Here is a 25,786-nt window from a genome sequence, read left to right as displayed (position 1 = left end):
GATTATTACTAACCCTGCACACTTGACTAGATAACATCAGCACAATCGCAATCAAATTTGCTCAGGGCTGATGAGTTTATGGCGAAGGGCCAGGTGGGTTAACTCAACATCGCCGGTTACACCGAGTTTTTCAAACATACGGTAACGATAGGTATTGACGGTTTTGGCACTGATGCTGAGGCGAGTGGCAATATCAGGTACTTTCTCGCCTTTGGTCAGCATAATCATGATCTGCAACTCACGTTCCGACAATTCGCGGAAAGGATCAGACTGATGCGTATCAATTTTGCCCAGCGCAATCTGACGGGCAATATCCGAGGCAATGTATTTTTGCCCTGCATGGACCTGGAAAATCGCCTGGATCATTTCTTTAGGCTCGGCGTCTTTGGTCACAAAACCCCAGGCGCCCACCTGCATCACTTTGGCTGGAATTGGATTTTCCTTGTACATAGACAGGAAAATCACTTTGATATCGGGATTATGACGAAGAATTTTCTTAGTTGCTTCAAGGCCACCTATGCCTGGCATGTTCATGTCCATCATGACCACGTCAGGATGCTGGGTACGGCAAAACTTGACCGCCTCTTCCCCGCTATCGGCCTCGCCAATTACTTCAAAGGACTTCTCGGAGTCCAAAATCAATTTGATACCCGTACGTACCAAATCATGGTCGTCAACCAGAAAAATTTTTATCAAAGGAATAGCTCCAGGCTTTCTTGTTGTTTTGAGCTTATTGGTTCCCTCACCTGAAGTTCGTGTACTCTGCGCTACTTTCAAACATCAGGCATCCAGTTTGGCCTATCATACTCCAATCGTTAGTGATGCACATCAGCAAAAATCGCTATGGCCCATAATATTCGCAGAGGCCGCCAGCCTAGCGATATAAATGTGTACTTAACCGGTTCCAACCTCGAATCACGTCATCTCGCCCCTGCCCGGTATTGATAGCCTGACAAATTGCTACCTGACAACGTATTTGCCAGCGATCATAACAACCGGCCACTGCAGTCAGAGGCCCGGCTTTACCGCCGCAGCGACAGGCGATGGCTTTCACACAGCCCGGCTCTGCCACTTCGGTTGTACTCTTTTCAACTTTTGCCATTAGTGGCATCACCTCTACACAAACCAGGCATAAGAGAATTTTAAGAACGCCGTACGACGATCCGCCCGTAAACTGTTGAGCACATCGTTTTTACTGGCACTTTCTGAATAGCCCAGATAGAACACCGTTTGCGGATTCACTTCATAAGAGTAAAGCAGCTGCGAAGCCAGCCCCGTTTCCTGCCGATACAAGCCGTCGGCGCGTCCTGCCGCGAAATGGGCCAGGCCCTGCTCAGTATCATCAAATATCATGCTCAAGCGCAGCGCTGAATGACTGGAAAACTGGTATGTCAAACGCACATCAGTAATGCTGGCATCCAACACACGATTACTCTGAAAATCAAGCCGGGTGTATTCATTACGCACGTGGAATTGCAGATTGTGGGTAAAGGCGACTTTGGCTTCAGATTCCACATACAACAAGTCAGACAAACGGTTGTTGTATAAATCCAGGCCATCACCTTTTTCTACGAACACACTGAGATAAGCGTTGGACAAGGGGCTGACTTCGGCAAAAAAGATCAAGCCTTTCTCTTCAAACCTGTCACTGTTTCCACCCACGGCTAACGATTGGCCATTAAAACGAAGGCCCGCCCGGTCACGAGCATAGAACCCGAATTCGAAAGCACTGTCCCATAAGCTATCCAGGCCAACGGTGCCTTCCCACTCTTTTTCTATCAGTTCACCAGCCTGGTTATGAGTGATATCCCAGTCAGTGTAAAAATTCAGGGCACTCCACCAAGTTTCCTGTTCAGGGTAAAAGCTGTAACCGCCGCCAACCAAGCTTCGTTGCCAGTCAGATTTCGTCATAAAGCCCAGGTCTGCACGAAAATCTTCATCAATGTCTTCATGCCTGACAAATACACTGCCATTTTGAAAACTGTGTTCGTAGTGAAGATACCAGGCATTGCCAGCCTGATTGGCAGCACTGGCACGCTCTGCGGCCTCCCCCCACAGATAATCAGGCAGATAATCCGGGTTATCGGTATCTGAACGGGCAAAGGCAACCGTCAGATTATCCTGATCGGTAAAACGAATATTGGCATCGGTGGCGGCCACTGTATTCTGATAATCATCGGCCGAGCGCCAGGTCGTCATCGCCCCTAAGGTAACCTGCTTGTTCAAACGCTGGCTGTATCTGGCGGCCAGGTTCTTACTTTTGATGTCCAGGGTTGCCGCCGCCGAGCCTAAGTTACCAGGTATAATCATGGAGGTGGTGTCGTCATCCGCCATAAACAGACCGAAAGTATGCTCCCCTACCCGCCCTGTGGCTTTAGCTCCAACTGAAGGCGCCGCCAGGTTACGGGTATGCACCAAATCCCAGGGCGCAGAAAAATAATCAGCATTTTCGGTAAAAAACGGCCGTTTCTCTTCGAAAAACAAACTGAAAGATTCATTTACCGACAACTGGGCTGCATCCGCCTCAACCTGTGAAAAGTCCGGGTTCAGTGTTGCATTTAAGGTAATGTCTTCACTGATGGCCCATTTGACATCCAGACTGGCTTCATTTTGATTTTCGTGCTGCCAGTCTCCCTGGCTATACCTATCACGGCTCTCGTCACGCCCTGCGACCATGGCTGGGGCCAAAATCAGTTTCTGTGTAGATCGTGCGTTGGCAAAGCCGGTATACAAAGGCATTTGACAAACCCAGCACTCATTGGCATGGCTGATATCCACACTGGAAATACGTCTGTCTACATCCCGCGGCCAAAAACGCACAAATTCCATCGCCCATTGTTTTGGGCCTTCACTATTGGGGAAATTCATGATGTAGAAGGGTATGGCCATTTCAACGCGATAGCCCTGCTCAGTAATCTTACCTACTGCTTGCCAATGGCCATCCCACGCAGAAGACTCATTGCCGGTTACGGCGTTCTCCACCGAGTCGAGCTGACTCCCCAGGGGATTAGCAAAAAACTGATAAGCCAGTTGGTGATTACCGTAGGTGTCTATTTTCACCCCAACAATATCGTCTCCCCAGATATTGTCTCGCTTACGGTAGGCGGCTCGAATTTGGTCCGGATGGGGATCACGAGCATCAAAGGCTAAATATAAATACTCGCCGTCTTCATAAACCCTAACGGTAGTTTCAACGTCGGCAATCCCCTGATCTGACGGGCGGGTAATATGATGGATAGATATCGGCTGGATTTGCTGCCAGATAGCTTCATCAAAGTCACCATCGACTTCAACCGGTTGACCATGATAAGCAATATTGTCATTGGCGGCGGCGTTTAGACTGGCAAATCCTAGTAGTGCCACAGTGCTGTATAATTTCATCTTGTTGTTAACCTTGCTGCCGTGCTTCTTTGGCCGGCTATTTATGCTGGGCTTTAGCCCATTCCCTGAAAGTGAGCCCGATATAATCAGGGATTTACCTTCAGCACGCAAGGTTTGAACATATGGCGACCGGCCCCAAAGCCGGTCGCAACAGAAGATTAAAGGCTATCAGCCCAGCGCAGTAGTTTGGCTTCCAGCACTGGCATGGGCATGGCACCATCAATCAACACCTGAGTGTGGAATTTGCGAACATCAAAGCGTTCCCCTAACCGGGTAGCTAACTTCTCACGCAACTGCCGAATAGCACGCTGGCCAACTTTGTAGGAAAGCGCCTGACCTGGAATAGCGATGTATCTTTCGACTTCCGCCTCAATATCAGCGTCACCCATGGATGAATTGTCATGCATAAAGGCAATCGCCTGTTCGCGGGTCCAGCCTTTTGCATGTAAGCCGGTATCGACCACCAGACGCATGGCCCTTAATTGCTCATCGGATAGTCGCCCGTACCACATGTAAGGGTCAGTAAAGAGGCCCAGTTCCTTGCCCAGACTCTCAGCATAAAGTGCCCAGCCTTCGGCAAATACGGTGTAAAACTCGTACTTACGAAAATCCGGTAAAGCGTCAACTTCTTGCTGGATGGCAATTTGAAAATGATGTCCTGGGGCAGCTTCATGAATACTTAGTGTTTCCACCAAATACTTTGGCTGAGACTTTAGATCGTGGGTATTAATGTAAAATATGCCAGGTCTGGAGCCATCAGGTGCTGGCTGCTGATAGCTAGCCCCTGCCGATGATGCGGCCCGGTAAGCTTCAACCGCTTTGACCTCATAATCGGCCTTAGGAAACACCTCAAACAACGCTGGCAGGCGGCGGTTAATATCGGCTTTCACCTGCTCATAAGCCTGAATCAGCGCTTGTTCGCTACTAAAGAAAAACTGCGGGTCAGTTTTCAGACATTCAAAAAACGCGGCTAAATTCCCCTTAAAGCCAACGGTTTCGCGCACCTTGTCCATCTCACTACGGATCCTGGCAACTTCCGCTAAACCATACTCATGAATCTCCTCAGCGGTCAGTGGTAGGGTGGTATTGACCGCAATCATATGCTCATACCACGCCTTGCCATCAGGCAATGCCGCCAAGCCTACAGAGTCACGTCCAGCGGGCAGATACTCATTAAATATAAAATCATAAGTACGCTGATAGACCGGCACGATAACTTGCATAATCATATGCTCGTAATCGGCTTTCAGTCTGGCTTTTTGTTCTTCACTCAGCTGAGCATTATCAGCTAACAGATTGACAGGGCCGTAGAAAACGCTGTCTTGTGGCTGACTGACAATATGCGCTTGCAACTGCGGCAACACTTTAACAATCAAGCTTTTGGGCAGTACTATGCCCTTTTGCATACCTTCACGCATGGCGGCAATGGCGCTATCCATGTAAGCAGCAAAGCCATCCGTTCGCTTGATAAAGTTGTTGTAGTCCTGCTCAGTGTGAAAAGGTTGCGCGCTGCCTCCTGAACCCAACATGGGATAGAAATTCTGCACGCCCCACATCTGATTGAAGGGGATTAAGTGGGAAGGAAAAGCCAGGCCATCCACCGCTTGCTGACGGGCATAGACAAAAATCTCATAATTCAATCTGTCCTGTCCGGTCAGTTTACTGCTGTCAATAGCTAGTGCCTCTGCCAGGTACCGTCGTTCAAAAGCCGCAACTTCCGCTAAGCTCTCGCTACTGATAGGGGCACTAAACTTATCGTTATAGTCCATTACCCCCACAAAAGTGGCGGAAAGCGGATTTATCACCAGGCTCTCGGCAAAGTACCGTTCAACTAATTCAGTGACTTTATGGGCGTCAGATTCTGCCTTTGTCTGACTGACGGCAGCAGCGTTAGCTACTGTTGACTGGGTGTTCTGACTGGTATGGCAACCTGCCAATAATAAAGCCACGGAAGCCGCCACAATGGATAAGCGCATAAAGAAGACCTGTGATTAATGAAGATGCGAGGCAGGTATTCAATCACAGCTTGCGATCTTTACACCATGAAAATCCACCAATCACTGTATTTCACGATGACCCGTATCCGGAATACTTTAATTATTCTGCTGTTGTTTGTGGCCTGTAGGGTGAAGCGCTAGAATAGCGCAAAACAGAAAAACAGCCCTACGTCATGAAAAAACATATCTACGTGGCCTATACCGGCGGCACTATAGGCATGCGCCCTTCCAGCAAAGGATACGTTTGTGTACCTGGTTTCTTATCTGAAACCCTAAGCAAAATGCCGGAATTTCACCGTGATGAAATGCCGCAGTTTACTATTCACGAATACGATCAGCTGATGGACTCGTCTGATATGTCTCCCTTGGATTGGCAACATATCGCCGATGATATTCAGTCCAATTACGACAGCTACGACGGTTTTATTATTCTGCATGGTACTGACACTATGGCTTATACCGCCTCGGCACTGTCGTTTATGCTGGAAAATCTGACCAAACCCGTGATTGTTACTGGATCGCAGATACCGCTTGCGGAAATTCGCAGTGACGGACAGGAAAATTTGCTCAATGCGCTTTATCTGGCTGCCAACTATCCCGTCCATGAGGTCTGCCTGTTTTTTAGCAACCAATTGCTGCGAGGTAATCGTAGTCGCAAAATTCACGCCGATGGATTTAATGCCTTCGCCTCCCCCAACTTTCCACCTTTAATGGAAGCAGGCATTAATATCGACGTGCTGGAAGGCCAGGTTAAACCTGTTATACAACAATCGTTGAAGGTGAGCCCGGTAAGTCCTCAGCCAATTGGTGTAGTGACTTTATACCCAGGCATAAGCAGTGAAGTAATACGAAATACCCTGCAACAGCCGGTAAATGCCTTAATCTTGCTAAGCTATGGTGTTGGCAATGCACCGCAAAATCCGGCGCTATTGGAACAGTTGGAACTGGCCAAGCAAAAAGGCATTATTGTGCTGAATTGCACCCAGTGCTTGCGCGGCAAAGTTAATATGGCTGGCTACGCCACTGGCAATGCCCTGGCACAAGTTGGGGTGGTATCCGGCGGCGATATGACGCTTGAGGCTGCCCTAGCCAAGTTGCATTATTTGTTGAGTAAAGGATTGCCGGTGGAAGAAACCCGCAGCTTGTTAACCGAAAACCTGCGCGGCGAACTCAGCGATTAAAGCAGATTGACAAATCGGGCACCGGTCGCCTTTGCCAGGACATCCGGTGCCAGTTCTATTTCTAAACCACGTCGGCCACCACTCACATACATGCTAAGTAATTCCTGAGCAGAGCTATGTATAAAAGTCACTAAAGGCCTTTTTTGTCCAATGGGACTCACCCCACCTAGCACATAACCACTGCTGCGCTGCACTTTGTCCGGCTTGGCCATGTCAGCTTTTTTACAAGCGGCCGCTTTTGCCAAGCATTTTAAGTTCAACTTCTCATCCACAGGAATGATAGCAACAAGTAACTCGCCTTTGTCTGTCTCAGCCACTAGTGTTTTAAACACTCTATGCGCATTCACTCCAAGTTTTTCCGCCGCTTCCAATCCGTAGGAAGGAGCGTCTGGAGCATGTTCATATTGATGCAGCTTGAAATCAGCCTGAGCTTTTTGTAGTGCGAGTACCGCAGGAGTCATAACAATTCCTTGTATTTATTGCCCGGCTTGCCGGGCTGCGCTTATCTGTGAAAATCACCTGAACGTTCAGGCTGGTAAATCACTTCGTCAATATGTACCGTCACGGCTTTGCCGCCCGGTGCTGGCCACTGGATTTCATCACCTTCAGATAGTCCCAGCATAGCGCTACCAATTGGCGCCAGTATGGAAACCTTATCCCCCGAACTGTCCATGTCCTTTGGATATACCAAGGTTTTACAGAACGACTCACCGCTTGATACCACCTTAAAGCGTACGGTTGAATTCATCGTTACCACGCAAGGTGGAATGTCACGATTATCCATATTCTCCGCTCTGTCCAACTCATGCAGCAGTACTTCTTTGCCTGGAAAGTCCTTATCAGACAAAGAATCAAGCAACGTTTCCAATCTGTCAGCATCCTGATTGGATACAATAATTCTGGGTTGTGTTGTCATGCTATCCTCATTTCGTCAACGTCCTGTTTTGATGTTTCTCGCACACAGGACATAGTCAAAAAAAAGCCCCGTCATTTGACGGGGCTCATTACGATTACGTCAAATACATTAGTCGTGCGGTACAAACAGTCGCTGCAAACGCACCAACTGTTCTTGTTCAGAAGCGGCAACCGGCCCCTGACCAATCCACTTAATCAGCAATTTTTGCAAATCCAAGGATTCGCCCTGCTCAAGTTTGTTTGTCATCATTTCCAACTGTGTTTCGCGACGCATTTCTGCTTCTTCCTGCGGAGATTCCACGCCCGCTAATAATTCCATTTTTAACAGAATTCTAGCTCGACTCTCTCGCTCTTCCGTTTGAGCAAATGCTTGACGCCAAACGCCAGGTAATTGCTCAACCCTTGCAGGTAGCGGCTCTTCTTGCCACTGCGACAAAATGTCAAGCAACAGAGCAAACTGCGCCTGCTTGGCATCTTGCCGAAGTGCTTTGGCCTTATCAGCGATCTGGTTTTCCAGTTTCTGCCAGTCGCGCATCTTGCTCTGTGTAGTACGCGCATCAAGTTCACTGACTAAGTCGGTCAGTTGCTGCCGCGTTGCACTCTGCAGGGCCTGCAACTGTGTTTGCTCAGAGGCTTCTCTCAAGGCAAGTGCAGCCTTGTCTAACAACGCATCAATCTGGCCGATAACGGCATTATTGGCCTGACGTTGTTGTTGCTGGGCCTCATTGCGTCTGGCAAATAATGCATCGTTAGCCGCCCTGAATGCTGACCAAAGCTGACGATCCACCTTAGCACGCCCTCGCCCAATCCTCTTCCAGCTTTCCTGCGCCTGTTTAGCCAAGTTAATAGCCTCAAGGGTATCTTCGGCATCCAGCAAACTCTGCACTTTTTCTACCAGACGCTGCTTTTGTGCCTCATTATCCTGATACCATTCAAGCAGTTTAGCCTTCACTGGCGCACAACGGTCGCGAAACTCTTGGTTCAGTTCTGCAACCCGTCGGTAGTCTATTTCACCTATATCACGCCACTGCTTTTCCAGCCATTGCTGCTGTCTGGCTAACTCTTCCATACTGATATCGGCTTGTGCCAATTCAGTTAGTTGACTCAATACCGCCAGCTTGGCCTGTAAATTTTGCTCCCGGACTTGTTCTGCCTGGGCATAGTATTCACGGACGGGTATAAAGGCCATCTCACATGCCTGATCAAAGGCCTGATTCAACTCGCTGTCTTCATCACTTTCCAGTTTACCCAAACTGTTCCATTGACTGCGCAATTGCTTAACCTTTTCGGCCTGCTCTTTGATTGGCAAAGGCGCATCCAGCAAGCTACGAATCTCATTAAGCAATGCTGGCTTGCGCGGCTGGGCAATATAAACCTGCCATTCCTTAAGATTCTCTATTTGCGCCTGAACTTGTTCACTCAATCGTTGCAAAGCTTGCATTTCCTGTTCAGGCAACGCCTGAATATTCTCCTGCAAGCGCTGATACAAAGACAGTGCGGCGTTGAACTTGCCAGCTTCAATCATATCCTGCACTTTATGCAGGCCACCCCGGACCTTATTCACTTGTGCCTTGGCTTGTTGACGAAGTTCACTGATGGCGTTCTGCCACGCTTTATCCAGCACTTGCCACTGCTTATGCAGGGCAAGAGGCCACAGGTCGCCATGGGGCTTTTTCAATTCTCTGTATGCACCACGTGCTTCTTGCCACGCCTGCTGGGCGCCCCCCAATTCAGCCAAACTATCTGGCAAAGCAACACCTTGGATACTGTCCAGTAAGGTACGCGCACCTTCAATTGCCTGTTGCAAGGCTGGTAGTTTGTCCAGCGCAATTTGTATCTGGGCAAAGCGATTATGTAGAGATTCTATTGCTTGATCGGCCGGTAACCCTTGCAAGGCCTTACGATGCATCTCTATTTGTTCCAACAAAGTGCATCTTGCTTGCTCAGACAGCTGTTCGATGTTTTGTTGGTTAGTCACATCGTTCAGCCACTGCTGGGCTTGTTGCTTAATCTGACTTGCCAGTTCAGTGGCTTTACGCTCAGATTCTGCCAGTTGCCAGCCGTGCTTGGCCGCCTCGGCACGAGCACGTACCTTTTCGGTCAAATCCTGGAACTTACTTAGAATCTCTTCACGAATAGCTTGCGGCAACGCTGTCAACTTTTCCTGCTGACTTTCAAACTGGGCTGACAATTGCTCCAATTGCTCACAAAGTAGCGGATATTCCTGGCAATCCTTTAGTGCCAATAGCTTGGCCAGTACCAATCTAAGCTCCCGCTCTAGCTGCTGCTTATCCAATTGCTCCTGACTGAGCTTATCCAGCTTCTGTCTGGCGAGTTCGACAATCTGTGGATCTTTATGCTTTCGCAGCATACGTTGCAGACACTCGGGCTCTTGCTCTTGCTCAGCCAGCGCCAAACGCAAGCTGGCATCATTCGTCTCGAACATCACGCGCTGACGTAAAGTCGATTTATCAATCTTGGCTAACACAGCCTGGCTTAACACCGGCTCATCATGCTGCCAGCGTTGCAGCAGTAATTTTTCCAAGAGTGCGTGATTCGCGCATTCTTGCACAAAAGTGTGTCGCTGCTTATCGGTCAGGCTATCGGCCTGATCGTCTAGTAAAATACCTTCTACCCGCTGCTGAGCACGTTTATGGATGCGTTCCTGACGCTCAGTTTGCGCCAGCTTCCACCACAGAGCAAAGCTGTTTAACTTATCCAGCGCAGCGAGCCTGACAGCGATACTTTCGTCATTAAATGCCATCTCGTGCAGCGCAGTTTTATGCTCCGGGTTGCCTGGGTCTAGGGATGCCACAGCCTGTTGTCTGACATTGGCATCGGAATGCTGGTGTTTGGGACGAAACAGATTTTTAAATATCATCTGCTTTAAACCTGGCAATAGAGGGCTGAAACTGCTGCTTTAGCTCTTGTTTGGATTTATGCACTATGCTGCCGTCTGCGCCGACCGTCATATGTTCGTCGGACTTAAGCACCGTGGCTTGATAGAGCATAACTGCTTGCATACTGCTATCACGCTGCCCTTCACTTAACGGGGTGCCATCTGGCCATTTACCGGTTTCAACCGCCTGACGCAGTCTTTCGTAGACGTCAGGAGTCATGGCATTGACCATTTGCTGGATATCCATCATCAATCAAACTTCTTCATAAAAATCAAACGAACACGATTGATTACGTACCAGACGAAACCAATCACCGAGCAACTCATGGCAATATTGTATTGTAGCTGCCCATGCCAGAGGCAAATTGGGCTGCTGTTATTAATCAAATTAAAAGACAGTTTGCAAGCATATTCCGTGGAGGGACCGTCCCCCCAATACAAAATGGCAAAGCCAGCGATAAACATAATCATAGCTATCATGGATTGCGTCTGAATAGACTGCGCTCTTTTGAATTTGTTAAAGCGCTGCTTACGCAAGATATCATCTTCCGTTGCCGCCCCTACGGCAAAACCGCAATGTTGGCAGGACTTGGCCTTATCGGAAATTTTCTTGTTACAGGACGGGCAGTTTGTCAGCGCCATATTCCCTCCAATTCATCTCAGTTACTGCAGACATCGACCACCAATATTCCCTGCCAGGTCGCTTATTCAAAAATGCCAACAGGAGCTTTGTAACTCCGGCATACCGTCCATCCGTGGACATCGCCGGTGAAGGCTCCCTGCAACCCCGGCATACCGTCCATCCATGGACATAAAACAAGCGCGGCTTGTGCCGCGCTTTTCATTTGTTATCAGGCTTGATCTTTATTCGCCTGTTTTTCCTTGAAATCGCGCCAGTACTCATTCACTGTCTGCTTCATTTCCTTATGGAGCACCATGATACCGAACAGGTTCGGCAGGGTCATCACCACAATGGCTACCGCCGCCAGATTCCAGACCAAGGTAGTGTCAGAGAATGAGGCCCAGAAAAAGCCTGCCACATAAAATACCCTATACGGCATAACTGAGCGGGGCCCCAACAAATAGGTCATAGCTCGGTCGCCGTAATAGGACCAGGCGATCGCCGTAGAAAAGGCGAACAGCAACAGACCAATAGACACTATGTACTGGCCGTAGTCACCAAAGAAACCGCGGGTAAAGGCTACCGTAGTTAACTGCGCGGAATGCACCAAAGATTTGCCGGACACCAGGATATTGTCCTTAAGCAGTCGACCATCTTTTACATTCAAGGTACCTGTAAACAAATCTTCCTTGGCATCAACACTGAAGACAACATCTTCTGCTACTGAGCGAGAGTTGATGATAGTGAAGTTGCGGCTGATCGCTTTACCTGAAACAACTTCAATCTTACCGTTATAGGGCTCGATATTATGGCCTTTCTCATTGTTCAGATATAAGAACAGTTGATGACGGTCATCGTCATTCTGATCCGAATACTGACCGGCCAGAATCTTCATATCAGCGCGCTCAAACTCGTTATCGAATTTTTCTTTCCATACACCGGAGGACAAGATAACGAGGCCTGTCAGGGTACAGATAATAATGGTATCGATAAAAGGTTCGAGGATAGACACCATACCTTCAGATACAGGTTCATCCGCCTTGGCTGCAGCGTGGGCAATAGGGGCTGAACCTTGACCCGCTTCGTTAGAAAACAAGCCACGGTTAACACCACGGTTAAAAGCATAGGCAATAGTCGCGCCCAGGAAACCACCGGCAGCAGCAGAGCCGGTAAAGGCATCTGAAATGACCGATGCGAAGGCAGGGCCGATGTTTTCAACGTTGTACAAAATTACCGCCAGTGCACCAATAACGTAAAGCACTGACATAAAAGGCACGACCTTAGAGGTTACTTTAGCGATACGTTGAATACCGCCCAAAATAACCAGTGCCAGCAACACGGCCAGTACACCACCGGTTAACATTGGCTCTAAGCCAAAGGTTGCCTGCATGCCCTGAGCAATATTATTGATTTGGGGAAGGTTACCTGTACCGAAAGAACTGATTACAGTGGCAATGGCGAAGGCAATAGCCAACCACTTCATATTAAGACGGCGGTCCATGTAATACATGGGGCCACCGGCCATAGTGCCGTCTTCGGTTTTCACCCGATACTTATGTGAAAGCGTTACTTCGACAAACTTGGTGGTCATGCCTAAAAAGGCGGTTGCCCACATCCAGAATAGTGCCGCAGGGCCACCAAGGAAGATAGCAAAAGCCACCCCGCCGATGTTACCCGTACCCACAGTGCCCGATAATGCCGTTGTCAGAGCCTGAAAGTGAGTTGTATCACCAGGGGCCCCTTTTCTATCCAGCTTACCGCTGACCACCAACCAGGCATGTTTAAAATATCGGATTTGCGGAAAACCCAGATAGATAGTGAAAAACAGGCCTACGCCTAAGAGTACATAAGGAAACCAGGCGGCACTTCCGAGCATGCCGTCCAGTGAGAGTAAGAACTGATTGAAGGATTCCAACGCTTTCCCCTTTGTTATCGTTATAGAGTTAGAGGCAGATAACCACCTGTTGCAACCAGTGGAGTATGCATTCAAAACTACGCCACTTTGCGGTCTAGCCGCTTATTATTTTTTTGGGAACTATCCCTTCCCAATTAAATGCCGGGCGTCCAGTCCCGGCATATCGTCTCAGTTAAAGCTGATTTAATACAGCGCGCACGGCGATTAACACATCTTTACCCAGCTGTTTGCTGCGTTCCGGCGACCAACCATAAGCCGCGCAAGGCAACTCAGCATTGTCTTTAAACGGCATTTCCAAGGTATAGGCCAAGCAGTGAAAATCGTTGCCAATGGCATTGGAACCGACTGTCAGATTCGCTTCGCCAGGATTGTCCTTGGCATAGCCGTAAGTGTCCTGGAATTCTGGCGTAGCCGTCAACAACGCTTGCTTGAAGGTGCTTTCCAACTGTGCAATTTTATCGCTGTAATTAGGAATACCTTCGCCACCCGCGACAAAGTTATAGGGCAATGCTTCATCACCGTGCACATCTAAAAACATATCCACACCGGTTTGTTGCATCTTGTTTCGGACGTAATAAACCTCAGGGCTGTTTTCTAAAGAAGGATGTGCCCATTCACGATTAAGGTTGATGCCTTTAGCATTAGTACGTAAATGTCCACGCACTGAACCATCGGGGTTCATATTCGGCACAATGTAAAATACGGCTTGGTCCAATAATTGTCTGGACAGACCATCATCTTCATTTAGTAATCGTTCAAGCAATCCTTCGACCAGCCACTCGGCCATGCTTTCTCCCGGATGCTGACGAGCAACTATCCAAATGGCTTTCTTGCCTGGTTCCGCATGTCCCACAGTAAGCAGCGACATATCACGGCCGTCTAGTGTTTCACCAAGGTGGCTTAACTCACAGTCGAAAGAGGTTTGTGCCCAGGCAAGCAAATCCAAATGACGTTCATAAGAATAAGGAGCGAAATAGGCATAATAGGTAGTGGCATATTCAGGTGTGTGGTCAATAGTTAGCGTATCGCCGTCAAACTGACAATCCACCCTAAACCACTCCTGACGGTCATAAGACGCAACCGCCTGATATCCTTTCCATCCGTCAGGATAGGCAGATTTGGCTAAATCACCGATATGCAGCTTATGATTCACCATAGGCTGGCTTTCTAAGCGAAAGTGAAACCACTGATAAAAGTCAGATTGATGATCTTTATTGATTCTTAATTGAATGTCATCCGGGCTGTCAGCCCGAACAACCTGGATATTACCGCTATCAAAATTGCAGCTTATTCTCATTGTAAATATGACGTTAGGTGAATGACGGCGCTAATCTAACATAAAGTACAACAATTCTCACAAACTAAAAGCCCTCTGTTTTGCCAATCAACCCAAGCCACATGGCCCTTTCAGCCTTAGCGGCAGATTTGAAATCTAAGTCGCAAATAGTTAGCAATTGAAATGTCGTCGTTGCATCGCTTCACTTCTTTTGAGCCGAAAGGTTAATCACAAAGCCAGCGCTTTTCTGACTTTCAGTCCCATGCTGGTGCTATAGCCCATATCACTAGCAACCACCCGCTGATTGGCATCCAGCAAGTAATAAGTGGGGTAACCTAACACTCTAAATTGCTGTTTAAGTCCTTCATGGCCTATCAACACATCCCCAGCCACTTCGTTGTCTCTGACGAATTCACTGACATCCTCAAGTGAGGCATAGTCCATAGCCACCCGCCGAATCACCAGCTCATCACTTTCCAGCGCCTCCAGATTACCGATACTGGCGGCACAAATGGAACACCAGGGGGCGAAAAAGTATACCAGTGTTGGCTTACCCTCTTCCGTTAATGGGCTGCTACCGCCGGATAACAAAGGTAAATGTGTGTCAGGTACTTGATTACCCGTCTCTAACAAGTTTCGGGTTTGCCATTGATACAAAGCTCCCAAGGCAACGAGCAAGACCAACCAACGTAACGCCGAAGACAGATGTCTATTCATATATCCAGATAACTTCCTTTTTTAATGCACCTTACCAAAGCACTAGGTTTAAAAAAGCAGAATCAGACAGGTCGCTAAATTTATTCGACCGGACATAAAAAAACCGATGCCATGGCATCGGTTTTTCTAAATTTGGCTAATTTACAGCCGGTCGGTACAGGTCAGGCCGCGCCCAAACCAGTTTGGTGCCATGCTACCATTCTCGTTATTGGCTTCTTCGGCAGAGTAATCTAATGTGTAGCGCTGATCTTCAGCATCTTCGCTGCGCGCTGATTCACTATTAACCTGAATAACCACTGACGTCCAAGGGGCTCTGTCCTTGGGATAGCGATACTCCAAAGTAGCACGGCCATTTTCGTCGGTAACATTGTTGTTATCAGCAAACTTCAACGTACCAATAATGCCAGGAGTCAGGAAGTTGTCATTATTAGTGTCTTCACCTGCATCCAATACACCATCGGCATTTTTATCTTCGTTATCACAAACAGCCGTCACTATTGGCTCCCACACTTCCAATATTGCATTCCACTGCCAGTAGCCTTTTGAATATGTTCCACCCAGGCTAAGTGGCAAAGGCATAACTGATGCAGTTAGTCGAACATCTTTGGCCGGGGCACCATTTGAAGTACTAACAAATACCGCAAACTCTTTCATATAACTGGTGTTGTCGCCTTCTGGCACCACAATAAAGTTACCCGTGCCTATAGTGATATCAAAAGCCCTGGCACCCACGGTCAAGTCAGTAAATGAAGTCACTGATGGTGTATCTGCAACCGTGGCGGTCACTCTTACCGCTTCATTGCTGGATACGGCTTCTGAGGTAAATACAGTCGTAGCAACACCGCGGCTATCTGTTACGCTCGAATTGGGTGACAACTTACCTGAAGAGGTGTCATCAACCGTAAAGTTAACTTGTTTACCTTTAACCAGGTTACCGTCAGGATCACGAACCAAGGCAGTAATTGTCGCCGTTTGTCCATCCGGACCAACCACATCAGGGGTTGCATCAACAATAATGCTGTGGGCAACAGTGGCTACAAATTCAACCTCTGCTCTGGCTGTAACAACATTGCCATTGTTGTCGCGACCTTCGGCAGAAATAGCCGATACACCGGCATTGCTTGAACGAATAGTTACCGATGCCTGGCCCGAGCTGTTTGTAGTCACCGAGCTATTGTTAAACTGGCCACGAGAAGCATTGAAAGTGACAGTGCCTCCCTGATAAGCAATACCATTTTTGCTCCAGTTAATCGTGATAATGGAATCGGTATTAATAGGGATCTGCTTAACACTGGTGTTCGGGAGGCCTTGGAAGGCAAAGTTATCTTGCTGCACATTCACCACGAAACTGGCCTGGGCATTTAATGCCGATGCAGTAATTGTATCCTGCCCTGAAGCACTCGCCCGATAACGCACCAGAATCTGACCATTACCGTCGGTTTTCAGGTTAGTAGTGTCTCCGACAAAGGTTCCGTTACTGGCAGCCAGACTGACTGCAGCATTATTTATGCCCTTACCATCCGAGTCGGTCACGGTAATTGCAAATTCAGCTTCGTCATTCACAATGACCGAAGACGGGCCATTGATTCTGACACTGGTACCTACGACCTTAACCAGCAAGATTTGTTCTTTATTACCCGCCCTGGCTTTGACTTCAATCTCACGGTTTTCCGCTTCATTTAAAGTAGTCAGAGTTTTACGAGCGGTTCCATCATCAGCGGTTGTGGCGGTCCCAGTGCTTAGCTGGCCTGATGAAGCTGAAAACTGAACGTCAACGCCTTCCAGTAAAGCGTTTGATGCATCTTGTACCAATGCAATCAATTCAATTTCATCTGAGCCTGAAGAAGGTAATTGCGTAGAGCTGGCAAAAAGACTTAGTTTGGCAATCTCTACTGTTGATGAGTTGCCATCGCCAGCTGAATCAAAGGATAAGGTTGCTTCGGTATTGTCAGTTAGTCTGGCTGCAAGCACCACACTGCCTTTTTTACCACCGGCCAATACTTGCACCTCGGCGACACCATCGCTATTAGTGGTATCACTGCCCTTCGACAAACTGGCCACTTCACCATCGGCCAGGGTAAAGGTAACGGTTACACCCGACTGTGCACTGCCATCTTTTGTGACTTTAGCAAGCACGGTCCAGGGTGTTGATGCTGACAACTCACCGTTGACATGATCCACGGCACCGCCCTGCTCATCAACAACAGAGAAACTAATACTATATGAACTGGGGATTGGATTACCGCCCCCGTCGTTGCTCAATGAACCGCCGCCGCCGCAGGCAACGAGCATTAGGCTCAGCAAATAGATGGCTGCGACTTTAAGGGTTGACCTCATTCTTTTCTCCCTAACCTCTGATTGTCTTTGGAATAAGCTGTTTAGCTGATTTCGATGTTTTTTAAGTTCAGCTTATCCGGCAAAATTGTTAGTCTTAGCCGCTTATAACTATAACGACTTGGACATCTATGGCCTCTACTGCAACTAAGTACAGTCTTACCACCAGAATCTTCCTAGGCATGTTAGCCGGTATCCTCATAGGAGGCCTGCTTCGAGCCCTGTTTGATGATAGCGGAGATTTCACCTTCCGGGTATTAGGGCTGGAGATTTCTACGTATACGCTTCTGGTGGAAGGTATATTTAATATCATAGGTAAAATCTTTATCGCCAGCTTACAAATGTTGGTGGTTCCGCTGGTTTTTGTATCACTGGTTTGTGGTACCTGCAACCTTTCAGACCCAAGCAAGCTGGGGCGTCTGGGCGGAAAATCAATTTTACTCTATTTGTTTACCACAGCATTGGCGATCACAATAGCCGTTTCTTTTGCGTTAATTGTGTCACCAGGTGAAGGTATAAACCTGGATACCAACACAAGCTTTACTGCCAAAGAAGCTCCCTCTTTGTCTGACGTTATCATCAATATGTTCCCCACTAACCCGATCAATGCCATGGCACAGGGAAACATGTTGCAAATTATTGTCTTCTCGGTGTTATTTGGTGTTGCCATGGCCATGTCAGGCAGTGCCGGTAAGCGGCTTGGCGATTTGTTCGAAGATTTAAACAAAGTCGTTATGCGCCTGGTGACCATTCTAATGAACTTAGCACCTTACGGCGTGTTGGCTCTGATGGCCAAACTGTTTGCCACTATTGGATTTGACACTTTCACCAGTTTACTGAAGTACTTCTTCCTTGTCCTAGGTGTGCTGCTGATACATGCATTTGTATCCTACCCACTGTTGCTTAAGTTACTGGCCGGTCTAAATCCTTTATTTATGATCCGGAAAATGCGTGACGCCGTGCTATTTGCTTTTAGTACCGCAAGCAGCAGTGCCACTTTGCCGGTTACTTTAGAAACGGCGCGCAATAAGTTAGGCGTTAAAAATACCGTGGCTTCTTTTACCGTGCCTTTAGGCGCCACTATTAATATGGATGGCACTGCCATTATGCAGGGTGTTGCCACAGTATTTATTGCGCAGGTTTACGGGGTGGATCTGTCTGTATCTGATTACCTGATGGTTATCCTTACAGCCACGCTCGCTTCTGTTGGTACTGCTGGCGTGCCTGGTGTTGGTCTGATCATGCTAGCCATGGTGTTGCAGCAAGTCGGTTTGCCGGTAGAAGGCATTGCCCTGATCATAGGTGTTGACCGTTTGCTGGACATGACTCGAACCGCCGTAAATGTCACGGGTGACTGTACGGTAGCTTGTATTGTGGCAAAGAGCGAAGGTGAACTGGATCTTGATACCTATAACGATCCCAATGCTGGCGCTCGTGAAGAGAATGTCGATTTTGAGCACTTCGACAAAAATAAATAGATACTCTTAAGACAAAAAAACCGCGGTAATCCGCGGTTTTTTTATGTCCATGGATGGACGGTATGCTGATGTGGTAGGGAACACTCATCAGCGATGTCCATGGATGGACGGCATGCTGATGTGGTAGGGAACACTCATCAGCGATGTCCATGGATGGACGGTATGCTGAGGTGGTAAGGAACACTCGTCAGCGATGTCCATGGAAGAACGGCCAGAAATGTTGCCTTGGCTTTATCCAGCTCCCTCCTCTGCATGTTTAAAACCACCCTACGCTAGAACTCCCGACCAAAGGCACCAACAAGCATTGCATCCAACAGATATGAACGCATTCCATAGCAGGGATGTATGATCTTTATTAACAGAGTAAACACTAGCGTCTTATATCAACGACCAGCTCGATTCAATTCGAACAATGCTTTGTGGTAAAAGTTAAAGCACTTGATGTTATGCCACCTCAGCAGAGCGCTGGGGCGGCATAATGTATAAAAAGAAGGAGTTTTATAAAGGGTGCTGGGACTTTTGCCAGAGCTTGCCTATAGTGGACTCCAGTGCAATCCCTGCGCTCTTACCCAACTTTTCCATCAGATTTTTCTTTTGCGTGTATTTTACCTGGAATATCTTTTTATCCTGATTGGCTTTGAGCAATAGATCATCAGAGGTCTGTAACTCATCAACCAGCTTCAGTTCCAAAGCTTGCGTGCCATACCAGTACTCACCCGTGGCCACTTTATCCAGGTCAAGTTCTGTGCGGTGCTCCTGCACAAAGGCTTTAAATAGCTTATGCACTTCTTCCAGTTCTTCTCGAAACTTTTGACGACCTTCATCATTGTTTTCTCCGAATACTGTCAGGGTGCGCTTAAACTGCCCGGCGGTATGTTGCTCCCAGTCAATATCGTGCTTTTTCAATAGTTTATTAAAGTTGGGAAGCTGGGCAATGACGCCAATAGAACCAATGATGGCGAATTTAGACGCAACCACCCGATCGGCGACGCACGCCATCATATAACCACCACTGGCCGCTACCTTATCCACAGAGACGGTCAGCTTGATATTGGCATCCCTTAAACGCTGCAATTGTGATGCTGCCAGACCATAACCATGTACTACACCGCCACCACTTTCCAGGCGCACCAAAACCTCATCTTCTGGCTTGGCAATACATAATATTGCCGTGATTTCTTCGCGCAGAGCATCGACTTCATGTGCATCCATAGAGCCCTTGAAGTCCACTACAAACAAGTTGGCCTTGTGAGTATCTTCAGCCTCTTTGGATTTTTTCTGCTCTGCTTTCTTTTGCTTTTTGTCTGCTTTTTCCTGCTTCTTCCATTCTTCCTTGCTCAGAATTAACTGACTGGCATGCAGTTTCAGCTCGTCCAAACGCTCGGATATCGAGTTTATTTCTAACTCGCCTTTAGCTGCCTTCTGACGACTGGCCAAGCCAATGACGCCACCGACGGCTAATAGCAGCGCAACAACCAGTGTTATCGCTTTAGCCGCAAACAGTCCGTATTCGTAAAGAAATTCCAAAATCTATTACTCCCATGATTTTCATACCCACTCTATGTGGGGGCAATCTACATAAAAATAAAGCCAGGTCAAAGACCTGGCTTTATTAACTGCATGCAGCTTTTTTTACTGAGCTATCACGCTGGTATCAGTGATATTAATCAACATCCCCTTGGATGCCATAAAGGTCGCCAGTTGCTTCTGCATTTCGGTAGTTGCCGCCAAACTTGGACCTGGGTCCAGCAGCGAACTATGGCTTCCTTCCGCAAACTGAACTAAACCACTACCTTGCGTATCTGACACTACCGCTGGCCATAATCCCATCAACTTGGCCAAAGGCTCTGTACCGGCAAGAGGTAAAGTGGTTTTGTTTGGAATCACCTGATCAGGTTTACTCACTTCACCATTAACTTGGTTACCACCCACCACTTCAATCATATGTACTGGAGTGCTAGCAGCTAATGCCATGGCATAGTTGTTAGGATCACCAGCATCGATTAACGTTTGAGCTGCGAATGTAAAACTCGCAAAAGTAGCGTTTGCACTGGCTAGTTGTTCAGCAGTCAGTTGAGATTCAAACAACGGATAAAATGCGGTCAACAGTTCAGGGGTTACCGAAGGAATTCCATTTGCCTGCATATACTGCTGTAAAGCGGCCTGGAATTCAGGTGATGCCTGTGCCATTAAGGAACCCTTAATCAACGGAGAGAAAGATGCTGACTCCATAAGGAAACCACCTACCCCACCGCCGGGATTGGCCAACGTGGCAGCTTCAATCTTATACATGCCATCGAAAGCAGCCAGAGGTTCCCCAAAACTTGTGTTGGCTAGGGCTACTGCTCCCGTCCCTGTAATAGCTCCCAAAGAATGGCCAACAAAAGACACCTGAGTGCCATCCAACAAGGTAGTACTGCCGTTAGACAGATCCACATCAGCATTCAGACCTAGGCGTAAGCCGAGAATATCAGCAACGCTTTGACGCATATTGTCTCTTGCAGTAAGTAAGCTAGCCAAATTCAGATAATCTGTAGGGCTGCCACCGGTTCCACTGCTGGCATTAACCACTTTGCCATCAATAACGAAACCACGACTACCATGTAACGGATGATCAATAGCCACCGTAGCAAAACCAGCTAAAGACAATGCGCCTGTCGCTGCAAGCATATCTTCTTTCTTAGAAGTAATACCGTGTTGCAGTATCACTACCGGCCAGCCAGCGGCAGGCTTACTGATCGCCGGTTGCCCTAATTGCGCATTGATAATATTGGCATAATTTGGATCAGGCACAGTGACCTGAACCGCCAATGTTTCCTTGCCATAGCTCTTAGGGATAGGGCTGACTTTCGTTAAGTGACGCGGATCGTCAAAGGCGATAACACCAGCAGTTTTCAGATCCAGATCGAACAGCTGCCCTTGCGAGAGAGCCTGGCACTGAGCATTGTAAGGCCCCGTCAATCCAGCTGCTACGACATTTCCAACAGCAGTAGCTCCCATGCTTTTCAGCATGGCACCGTTAGTACAGGCAGCCCGCCACCAGTCAGTAGTCGGTGCCGTTTTGCTCAGATAATAATCAAGCTGGATCGAACCTTGTTTCAACCCTGCAGCGCAGTATGCTCCCAACTTGGCAAACACTTGTTGCGCAGTTCCTGCAGTAACAGGATCCGCGCTTTGCAGCCCAGCCACTAAACCCTGACAGGTATTCAGGCCGAGTGCACCTAACTGTGCCCACATTTGTGCCCCAAGGGCAGTAGGCGCAAGAACAGAGTACGCATCAGGTGCTGGCGCACTGCCAATTTGAATCACCGGCAAATACTGTGCTGCAGCCGCTTGTGGCGTCATGCCGGCACCGACGGCCTGAGCAAACTGAGCAATTTGCATGGATTTTACGGTTGATAGCACCTTACCGGCGGATTGTGTTGAGAAATAGGCGGCGTAAGAAACATCCCCCCGATCCAAACCTTCACCGCCAAGCAGAGTCATAAAGAAATTCAGAATGTTCTGTAGCTGCTTCTGTGCGTCTGAACCTAATGGTGCAGTGTTGGGATCCTGAGAAGCCAACTCCCAACTGGAAGAACCTTTCACAGGGCGACCATCGCTATCTTTAAGGTCGTCGGTAACAACCAACATATAGCCCTGCCCAGGTTTAAAAGGTTTCAACGGAATAACCTGAACGGATTGAACTGGACCACTTTGGCCAGCCGGCATTTGTGCGATGTAGTCAACACCCCACACCAATTCATCACCTAATACACAAGGCAATCCTGGCGCAGCCACCTCGGCGGCAATAGCCTGACATAGTGGCTCTTGCCCTTCTAATGCCTGCTTCGATTCAAACAGGCGGATAGAACTGGCACTAACACTTGATGCATCAAGGCTGACTCCACTTGGTACATTGATATCAATTTTAAATGGATGCTGGGTTGACCAACCATCCAAAGCCGTCAATGCCGATTGTGGGTCCGCAGGATTAAAATCAGCATCACTGGCGGTATTAATCGTAAAGTCAAAGAAACCCAAACTGGTATCTGGGATCATTAACAAATCATTGGGTACGTTTAGCTTGGAGGCGGCCGGATCGAACACTATCCTTGCAAAGGGTTTGGCAGGGGCCTTGTCGGCATCAGACTGGATGTCGCTTAACGACTCACCGCCTCCACATCCAGACAGCCCCATTACAGAGGCTACTGCAGCGCTGATTACTAATTTTTTCATTGTGTCTCCCCAAAACCTGTTTTTTGTTCTTGTTCCACCATCCGACCGGATTTTTCCTTGTCGGCACTAGGGTAAAAAAAGGGCCTTTTGCTCGTAATTTAGCCGGTCAAAGCCAGGATTTCATTGCGTTATCCCAACAAGTATGACCAGTTAACGTTAATGCAATATTATTGACTTTGCTAGCCATTTGCAAAGTTTTGTTAATCGTTTGTGACAGCTGGATGTTCGGGTATTTTTCTCATACAGCAACTTAATTAAATGCTAGAATCCGCCGGTTTTCATGTATTTGGACCGTTATTTTATGCAGCAATATGATACAGCTGAAGAAGCCCTGCAGGGCAAAGTGATCCTGGTTACCGGAGCCGGTGACGGTATTGGGAAAGTTGCCGCACTCTCCTATGCAAAGGCCGGAGCCACGGTCATTTTGTTGGGTCGTACAGTAAGTAAACTTGAAGCGGTTTACGATGAAATTGTTGAGGCTGGCTGTCCAGAGCCCGCCATTGTCCCACTTGATCTCAATGGTGCGACATCTACCCACTACCAGCAGTTTGCGCAAACTATTGTTGAGCAATTCGGCAAGCTGGATGGGGTATTGCATAATGCCAGCTTATTGGGCTATTTAAGGCCGTTTGCCCAAATAGAAGAAAAAGAATGGCAGGATATTATGCAGGTTAACCTCACCAGCCAATTCCTGTTAACCCAAGCCTTGTTGCCTGTGTTGAAACTCGCGCCATGTGCGTCGGTTGTATTCACGTCATCCGGTGTCGGCAGGACAGGTAGAGCCTACTGGGGGGCCTACGCTGTATCCAAATTTGCCACCGAAGGCATGATGCAGGTACTGGCAGATGAGTATGCTAACTCCCCTATCCGCTTTAACTGCATTAATCCCGGTGCAACCCGCACAAAAATGCGTGCCAAGGCTTATCCAGGTGAGAAACCAGAATCCTTGAAAACACCAGAAGATATTATGCCGTTATATGTGTATCTGATGGCAGATAACAGCAAAGGTGTGAACGGCCAGAGTATTGACGCTCAGCCCAAATAAACAGGCCTCAAGCAAAAAAGCAGTGATGGCAAAACCATCACTGCTTTTTTTATTCTATATTGCGACTTATTCCTGGCTTTCGATTTTGGCCCAGGTATCACGCAAACCCACGGTACGGTTAAAGACCAATTTGTCGGCACGCTTGTCTTTGCAGAAATAACCTAAGCGCTCAAACTGCAGTGCTTTACCTGGTTCGGCGTTGACCAAACTGGGCTCAAGCACCCCCTGCACCACTGTCATCGACTCAGGGTTGATGCTATCAGTGAAGCTTTCTTCTGCGGCCGGATTCGGCACTTTGAACAAGCGGTCGTACAAACGCACTTCAGCAGGTACACCATGACTAGCCGACACCCAATGGATAACCCCTTTAGCCTTGCGACCATCGGCAGGATCCTTGCCTAAGGTATCCGCATCATAGGTACAATAAAGTGTGGTGATATTACCTTGGTCGTCTTTCTCAGCCCGCTCGGCTTTGAGGAAATAGGCATTACGCAAGCGCACTTCTTTACCTAACACCAATCGTTTGAACTTCTTGTTGGCTTCTTCACGGAAGTCTTCACGCTCAATGTAGATTTCACGGGTAAAGGGCAGCTCACGGGTGCCCATGCTGTCATCTGACGGATGGTTAGGGGCACTGAGCATTTCCACCTGATCAGCTGGGTAGTTCTCAATCACGACTTTCAGGGGGTCCAGAACGGCCATAGCACGCGCGGCATTTTGGTTCAGGTCATCGCGGATACAGGCTTCCAGCATGCCCATTTCCACCATGTTATCCATTTTGGTGACACCAATACGTTTGCAAAACTCGCGAATAGACGCAGGTGTATAACCACGGCGACGCAAACCGGCAATGGTTGGCATACGCGGGTCGTCCCAGCCCTCTACATGTTGCTCTTCAACCAACTGGATCAACTTACGCTTGGAAAGCACCGTATATTCCAGATTCAGACGAGAGAACTCGTACTGACGGGGGTGACATTCAATACTGATATTATCTAGTACCCAGTCGTATAAACGGCGGTTGTCCTGGAATTCCAGTGTACACAGAGAATGCGTAATACCTTCGATAGCATCCGAAATACAGTGAGTAAAATCGTACATGGGATACACACACCATTTGTCACCCGTCTGATGGTGATGGGCAAACTTAACCCGGTAAATCACCGGATCGCGCATGCACATAAATGGTGACGCCATATCAATTTTAGCCCGTAATACGCAATGCCCTTCCGGGTATTCACCCGCGGTCATCTTGGCAAAGTGGTTGAGGTTTTCTTCGACTGTCGTATCACGGTATGGACTGTTTTTGCCAGGTTCTTTTAAGGTGCCACGCAACTCACGCATTGCTTCCTGACTGGAAAATTCCACATAGGCCAAGCCTTTTTCAATCAGTTCCACGGCATAGCCGTGTAAACGGTCGAAATAATCAGAGGAATAGCACACTTCGCCATCCCAGGAGAAACCGAGCCAGCTTACGTCGTCTTTAATGGAATTAACGTAATCAATGTTCTCTTTCTCGGGGTTAGTGTCATCAAATCGCAGATTACATTGCCCTTGATAATCTTGGGCCAGACCGAAGTTCAAACAAATGGATTTAGCATGGCCAATGTGCAGATAGCCATTGGGCTCAGGCGGGAAACGTGTATGCACATGGTTGTGGACACCTTCAGCCAGATCCTTATCAATGATTTGACGAATAAAATTGGTCGGACGAATGTCGGTCTCGGCCATTACTACCCCTGTCGTAATTAGGTTTATCAAGAAGCCGCTAGTATACCAGTTTGTTTTGGGAATACAGCAAGCATATA

19 protein-coding genes are annotated in these 25,786 nt (G+C 48.0%); 3 read left to right on the top strand and 16 right to left on the bottom strand.

What is annotated here, in order from left to right; translation table 11 throughout:
* Nucleotides 1-51 precede the first annotated feature (51 nt).
* From uvrY to KJY73_RS08115, 4 genes are all read right to left on the bottom strand, one after another.
* Nucleotides 52-696, bottom strand: a complete 645-nt coding sequence (gene uvrY / locus KJY73_RS08130; RefSeq protein ID WP_206595517.1) for a UvrY/SirA/GacA family response regulator transcription factor — start codon at nt 694-696, stop codon at nt 52-54.
* Between the two features lie 178 nt (nt 697-874).
* Nucleotides 875-1,102: a hypothetical protein gene (locus KJY73_RS08125; RefSeq protein ID WP_214342527.1), complete on the bottom strand. Its 228-nt coding sequence runs from the start codon at nt 1,100-1,102 to the stop codon at nt 875-877.
* 14 nt (nt 1,103-1,116) lie between these two features.
* Nucleotides 1,117-3,381 (bottom strand): carbohydrate binding family 9 domain-containing protein, encoded by a 2,265-nt coding sequence (locus tag KJY73_RS08120; RefSeq protein WP_214342525.1) that lies wholly within the window; start codon nt 3,379-3,381, stop codon nt 1,117-1,119.
* 158 nt (nt 3,382-3,539) lie between these two features.
* A complete protein-coding gene (locus KJY73_RS08115; RefSeq protein ID WP_214342523.1) occupies nt 3,540-5,357 on the bottom strand; it encodes a DUF885 domain-containing protein in 1,818 nt (605 codons plus the stop codon).
* A 194-nt stretch (nt 5,358-5,551) separates the two neighbouring features.
* Here KJY73_RS08115 and ansA point away from each other — a divergent pair, with 194 nt between their 5' ends.
* On the top strand, nt 5,552-6,559 hold the full coding sequence (ansA, locus tag KJY73_RS08110) for an asparaginase (protein ID WP_214342521.1): 1,008 nt from the start codon (nt 5,552-5,554) through the stop codon (nt 6,557-6,559).
* Here the strand turns inward: ansA and ybaK are convergent.
* From ybaK to KJY73_RS08065, 9 genes are all read right to left on the bottom strand, one after another.
* Entirely contained in the window at nt 6,556-7,020 is a 465-nt protein-coding gene (gene ybaK / locus KJY73_RS08105; RefSeq protein WP_214342519.1) for a Cys-tRNA(Pro) deacylase, read from the bottom strand. The two genes, ansA and ybaK, sit on opposite strands and share 4 nt — an antisense overlap.
* A 41-nt stretch (nt 7,021-7,061) precedes the next feature.
* A complete protein-coding gene (rnk, locus tag KJY73_RS08100; RefSeq protein ID WP_214342516.1) occupies nt 7,062-7,475 on the bottom strand; it encodes a nucleoside diphosphate kinase regulator in 414 nt (137 codons plus the stop codon).
* 108 nt (nt 7,476-7,583) lie between these two features.
* Entirely contained in the window at nt 7,584-10,355 is a 2,772-nt protein-coding gene (locus tag KJY73_RS08095; RefSeq protein ID WP_214342505.1) for a DUF349 domain-containing protein, read from the bottom strand.
* Nucleotides 10,345-10,620, bottom strand: coding sequence for a YeaC family protein (locus KJY73_RS08090; RefSeq protein WP_214343320.1), 276 nt, complete (start codon nt 10,618-10,620; stop codon nt 10,345-10,347). The genes KJY73_RS08095 and KJY73_RS08090 overlap by 11 nt, the downstream gene beginning before the upstream one ends.
* Nucleotides 10,621-10,622: 2 nt before the next feature.
* Nucleotides 10,623-11,015, bottom strand: coding sequence for a zinc-ribbon domain-containing protein (locus KJY73_RS08085; RefSeq protein WP_214342502.1), 393 nt, complete (start codon nt 11,013-11,015; stop codon nt 10,623-10,625).
* 209 nt (nt 11,016-11,224) lie between these two features.
* A complete protein-coding gene (locus tag KJY73_RS08080) occupies nt 11,225-12,871 on the bottom strand; it encodes an alanine/glycine:cation symporter family protein (protein ID WP_456298611.1) in 1,647 nt (548 codons plus the stop codon).
* A gap of 211 nt (nt 12,872-13,082) precedes the next feature.
* On the bottom strand, nt 13,083-14,207 hold the full coding sequence (locus KJY73_RS08075; protein ID WP_206595508.1) for a M14 family metallopeptidase: 1,125 nt from the start codon (nt 14,205-14,207) through the stop codon (nt 13,083-13,085).
* 207 nt (nt 14,208-14,414) lie between these two features.
* On the bottom strand, nt 14,415-14,903 hold the full coding sequence (locus tag KJY73_RS08070; protein WP_214342496.1) for a TlpA family protein disulfide reductase: 489 nt from the start codon (nt 14,901-14,903) through the stop codon (nt 14,415-14,417).
* Between the two features lie 141 nt (nt 14,904-15,044).
* Nucleotides 15,045-17,240, bottom strand: a complete 2,196-nt coding sequence (locus KJY73_RS08065) for an Ig-like domain-containing protein (protein ID WP_214342494.1) — start codon at nt 17,238-17,240, stop codon at nt 15,045-15,047.
* 128 nt (nt 17,241-17,368) lie between these two features.
* On the opposite strand from KJY73_RS08065, the gene KJY73_RS08060 reads away from it, so the two are divergent.
* Nucleotides 17,369-18,715, top strand: a complete 1,347-nt coding sequence (locus tag KJY73_RS08060; RefSeq protein ID WP_214342491.1) for a dicarboxylate/amino acid:cation symporter — start codon at nt 17,369-17,371, stop codon at nt 18,713-18,715.
* A 498-nt stretch (nt 18,716-19,213) separates the two neighbouring features.
* Here KJY73_RS08060 and sohB read toward each other — a convergent pair whose 3' ends face one another.
* Nucleotides 19,214-20,242: a protease SohB gene (sohB, locus tag KJY73_RS08055; RefSeq protein WP_214342488.1), complete on the bottom strand. Its 1,029-nt coding sequence runs from the start codon at nt 20,240-20,242 to the stop codon at nt 19,214-19,216.
* Nucleotides 20,243-20,347: 105 nt separating this feature from the next.
* Nucleotides 20,348-22,933 carry a VolA/Pla-1 family phospholipase gene (locus KJY73_RS08050; RefSeq protein ID WP_214342485.1) on the bottom strand — a complete coding sequence of 862 codons (2,586 nt, stop codon included), beginning with the start codon at nt 22,931-22,933 and terminating at the stop codon, nt 20,348-20,350.
* A 301-nt stretch (nt 22,934-23,234) separates the two neighbouring features.
* Between KJY73_RS08050 and KJY73_RS08045 the strand changes: the two genes are divergently transcribed.
* Nucleotides 23,235-23,978 carry a YciK family oxidoreductase gene (locus tag KJY73_RS08045; protein WP_206595502.1) on the top strand — a complete coding sequence of 248 codons (744 nt, stop codon included), beginning with the start codon at nt 23,235-23,237 and terminating at the stop codon, nt 23,976-23,978.
* 66 nt (nt 23,979-24,044) lie between these two features.
* On the opposite strand, the gene glnS is transcribed toward KJY73_RS08045, so the two are convergent.
* Nucleotides 24,045-25,709, bottom strand: coding sequence for a glutamine--tRNA ligase (glnS, locus tag KJY73_RS08040; protein WP_214342482.1), 1,665 nt, complete (start codon nt 25,707-25,709; stop codon nt 24,045-24,047).
* Nucleotides 25,710-25,786: the final 77 nt, after the last annotated feature.

The sequence above is a fragment of the Bowmanella yangjiangensis genome (assembly GCF_018531185.1).
GTDB classification, from domain to species: Bacteria; Pseudomonadota; Gammaproteobacteria; order Enterobacterales; family Alteromonadaceae; genus Bowmanella; species Bowmanella yangjiangensis.
The sequence above is the reverse complement of the archived record's forward strand: the minus strand, read 5'-3'. Positions and strand labels throughout refer to the sequence as shown.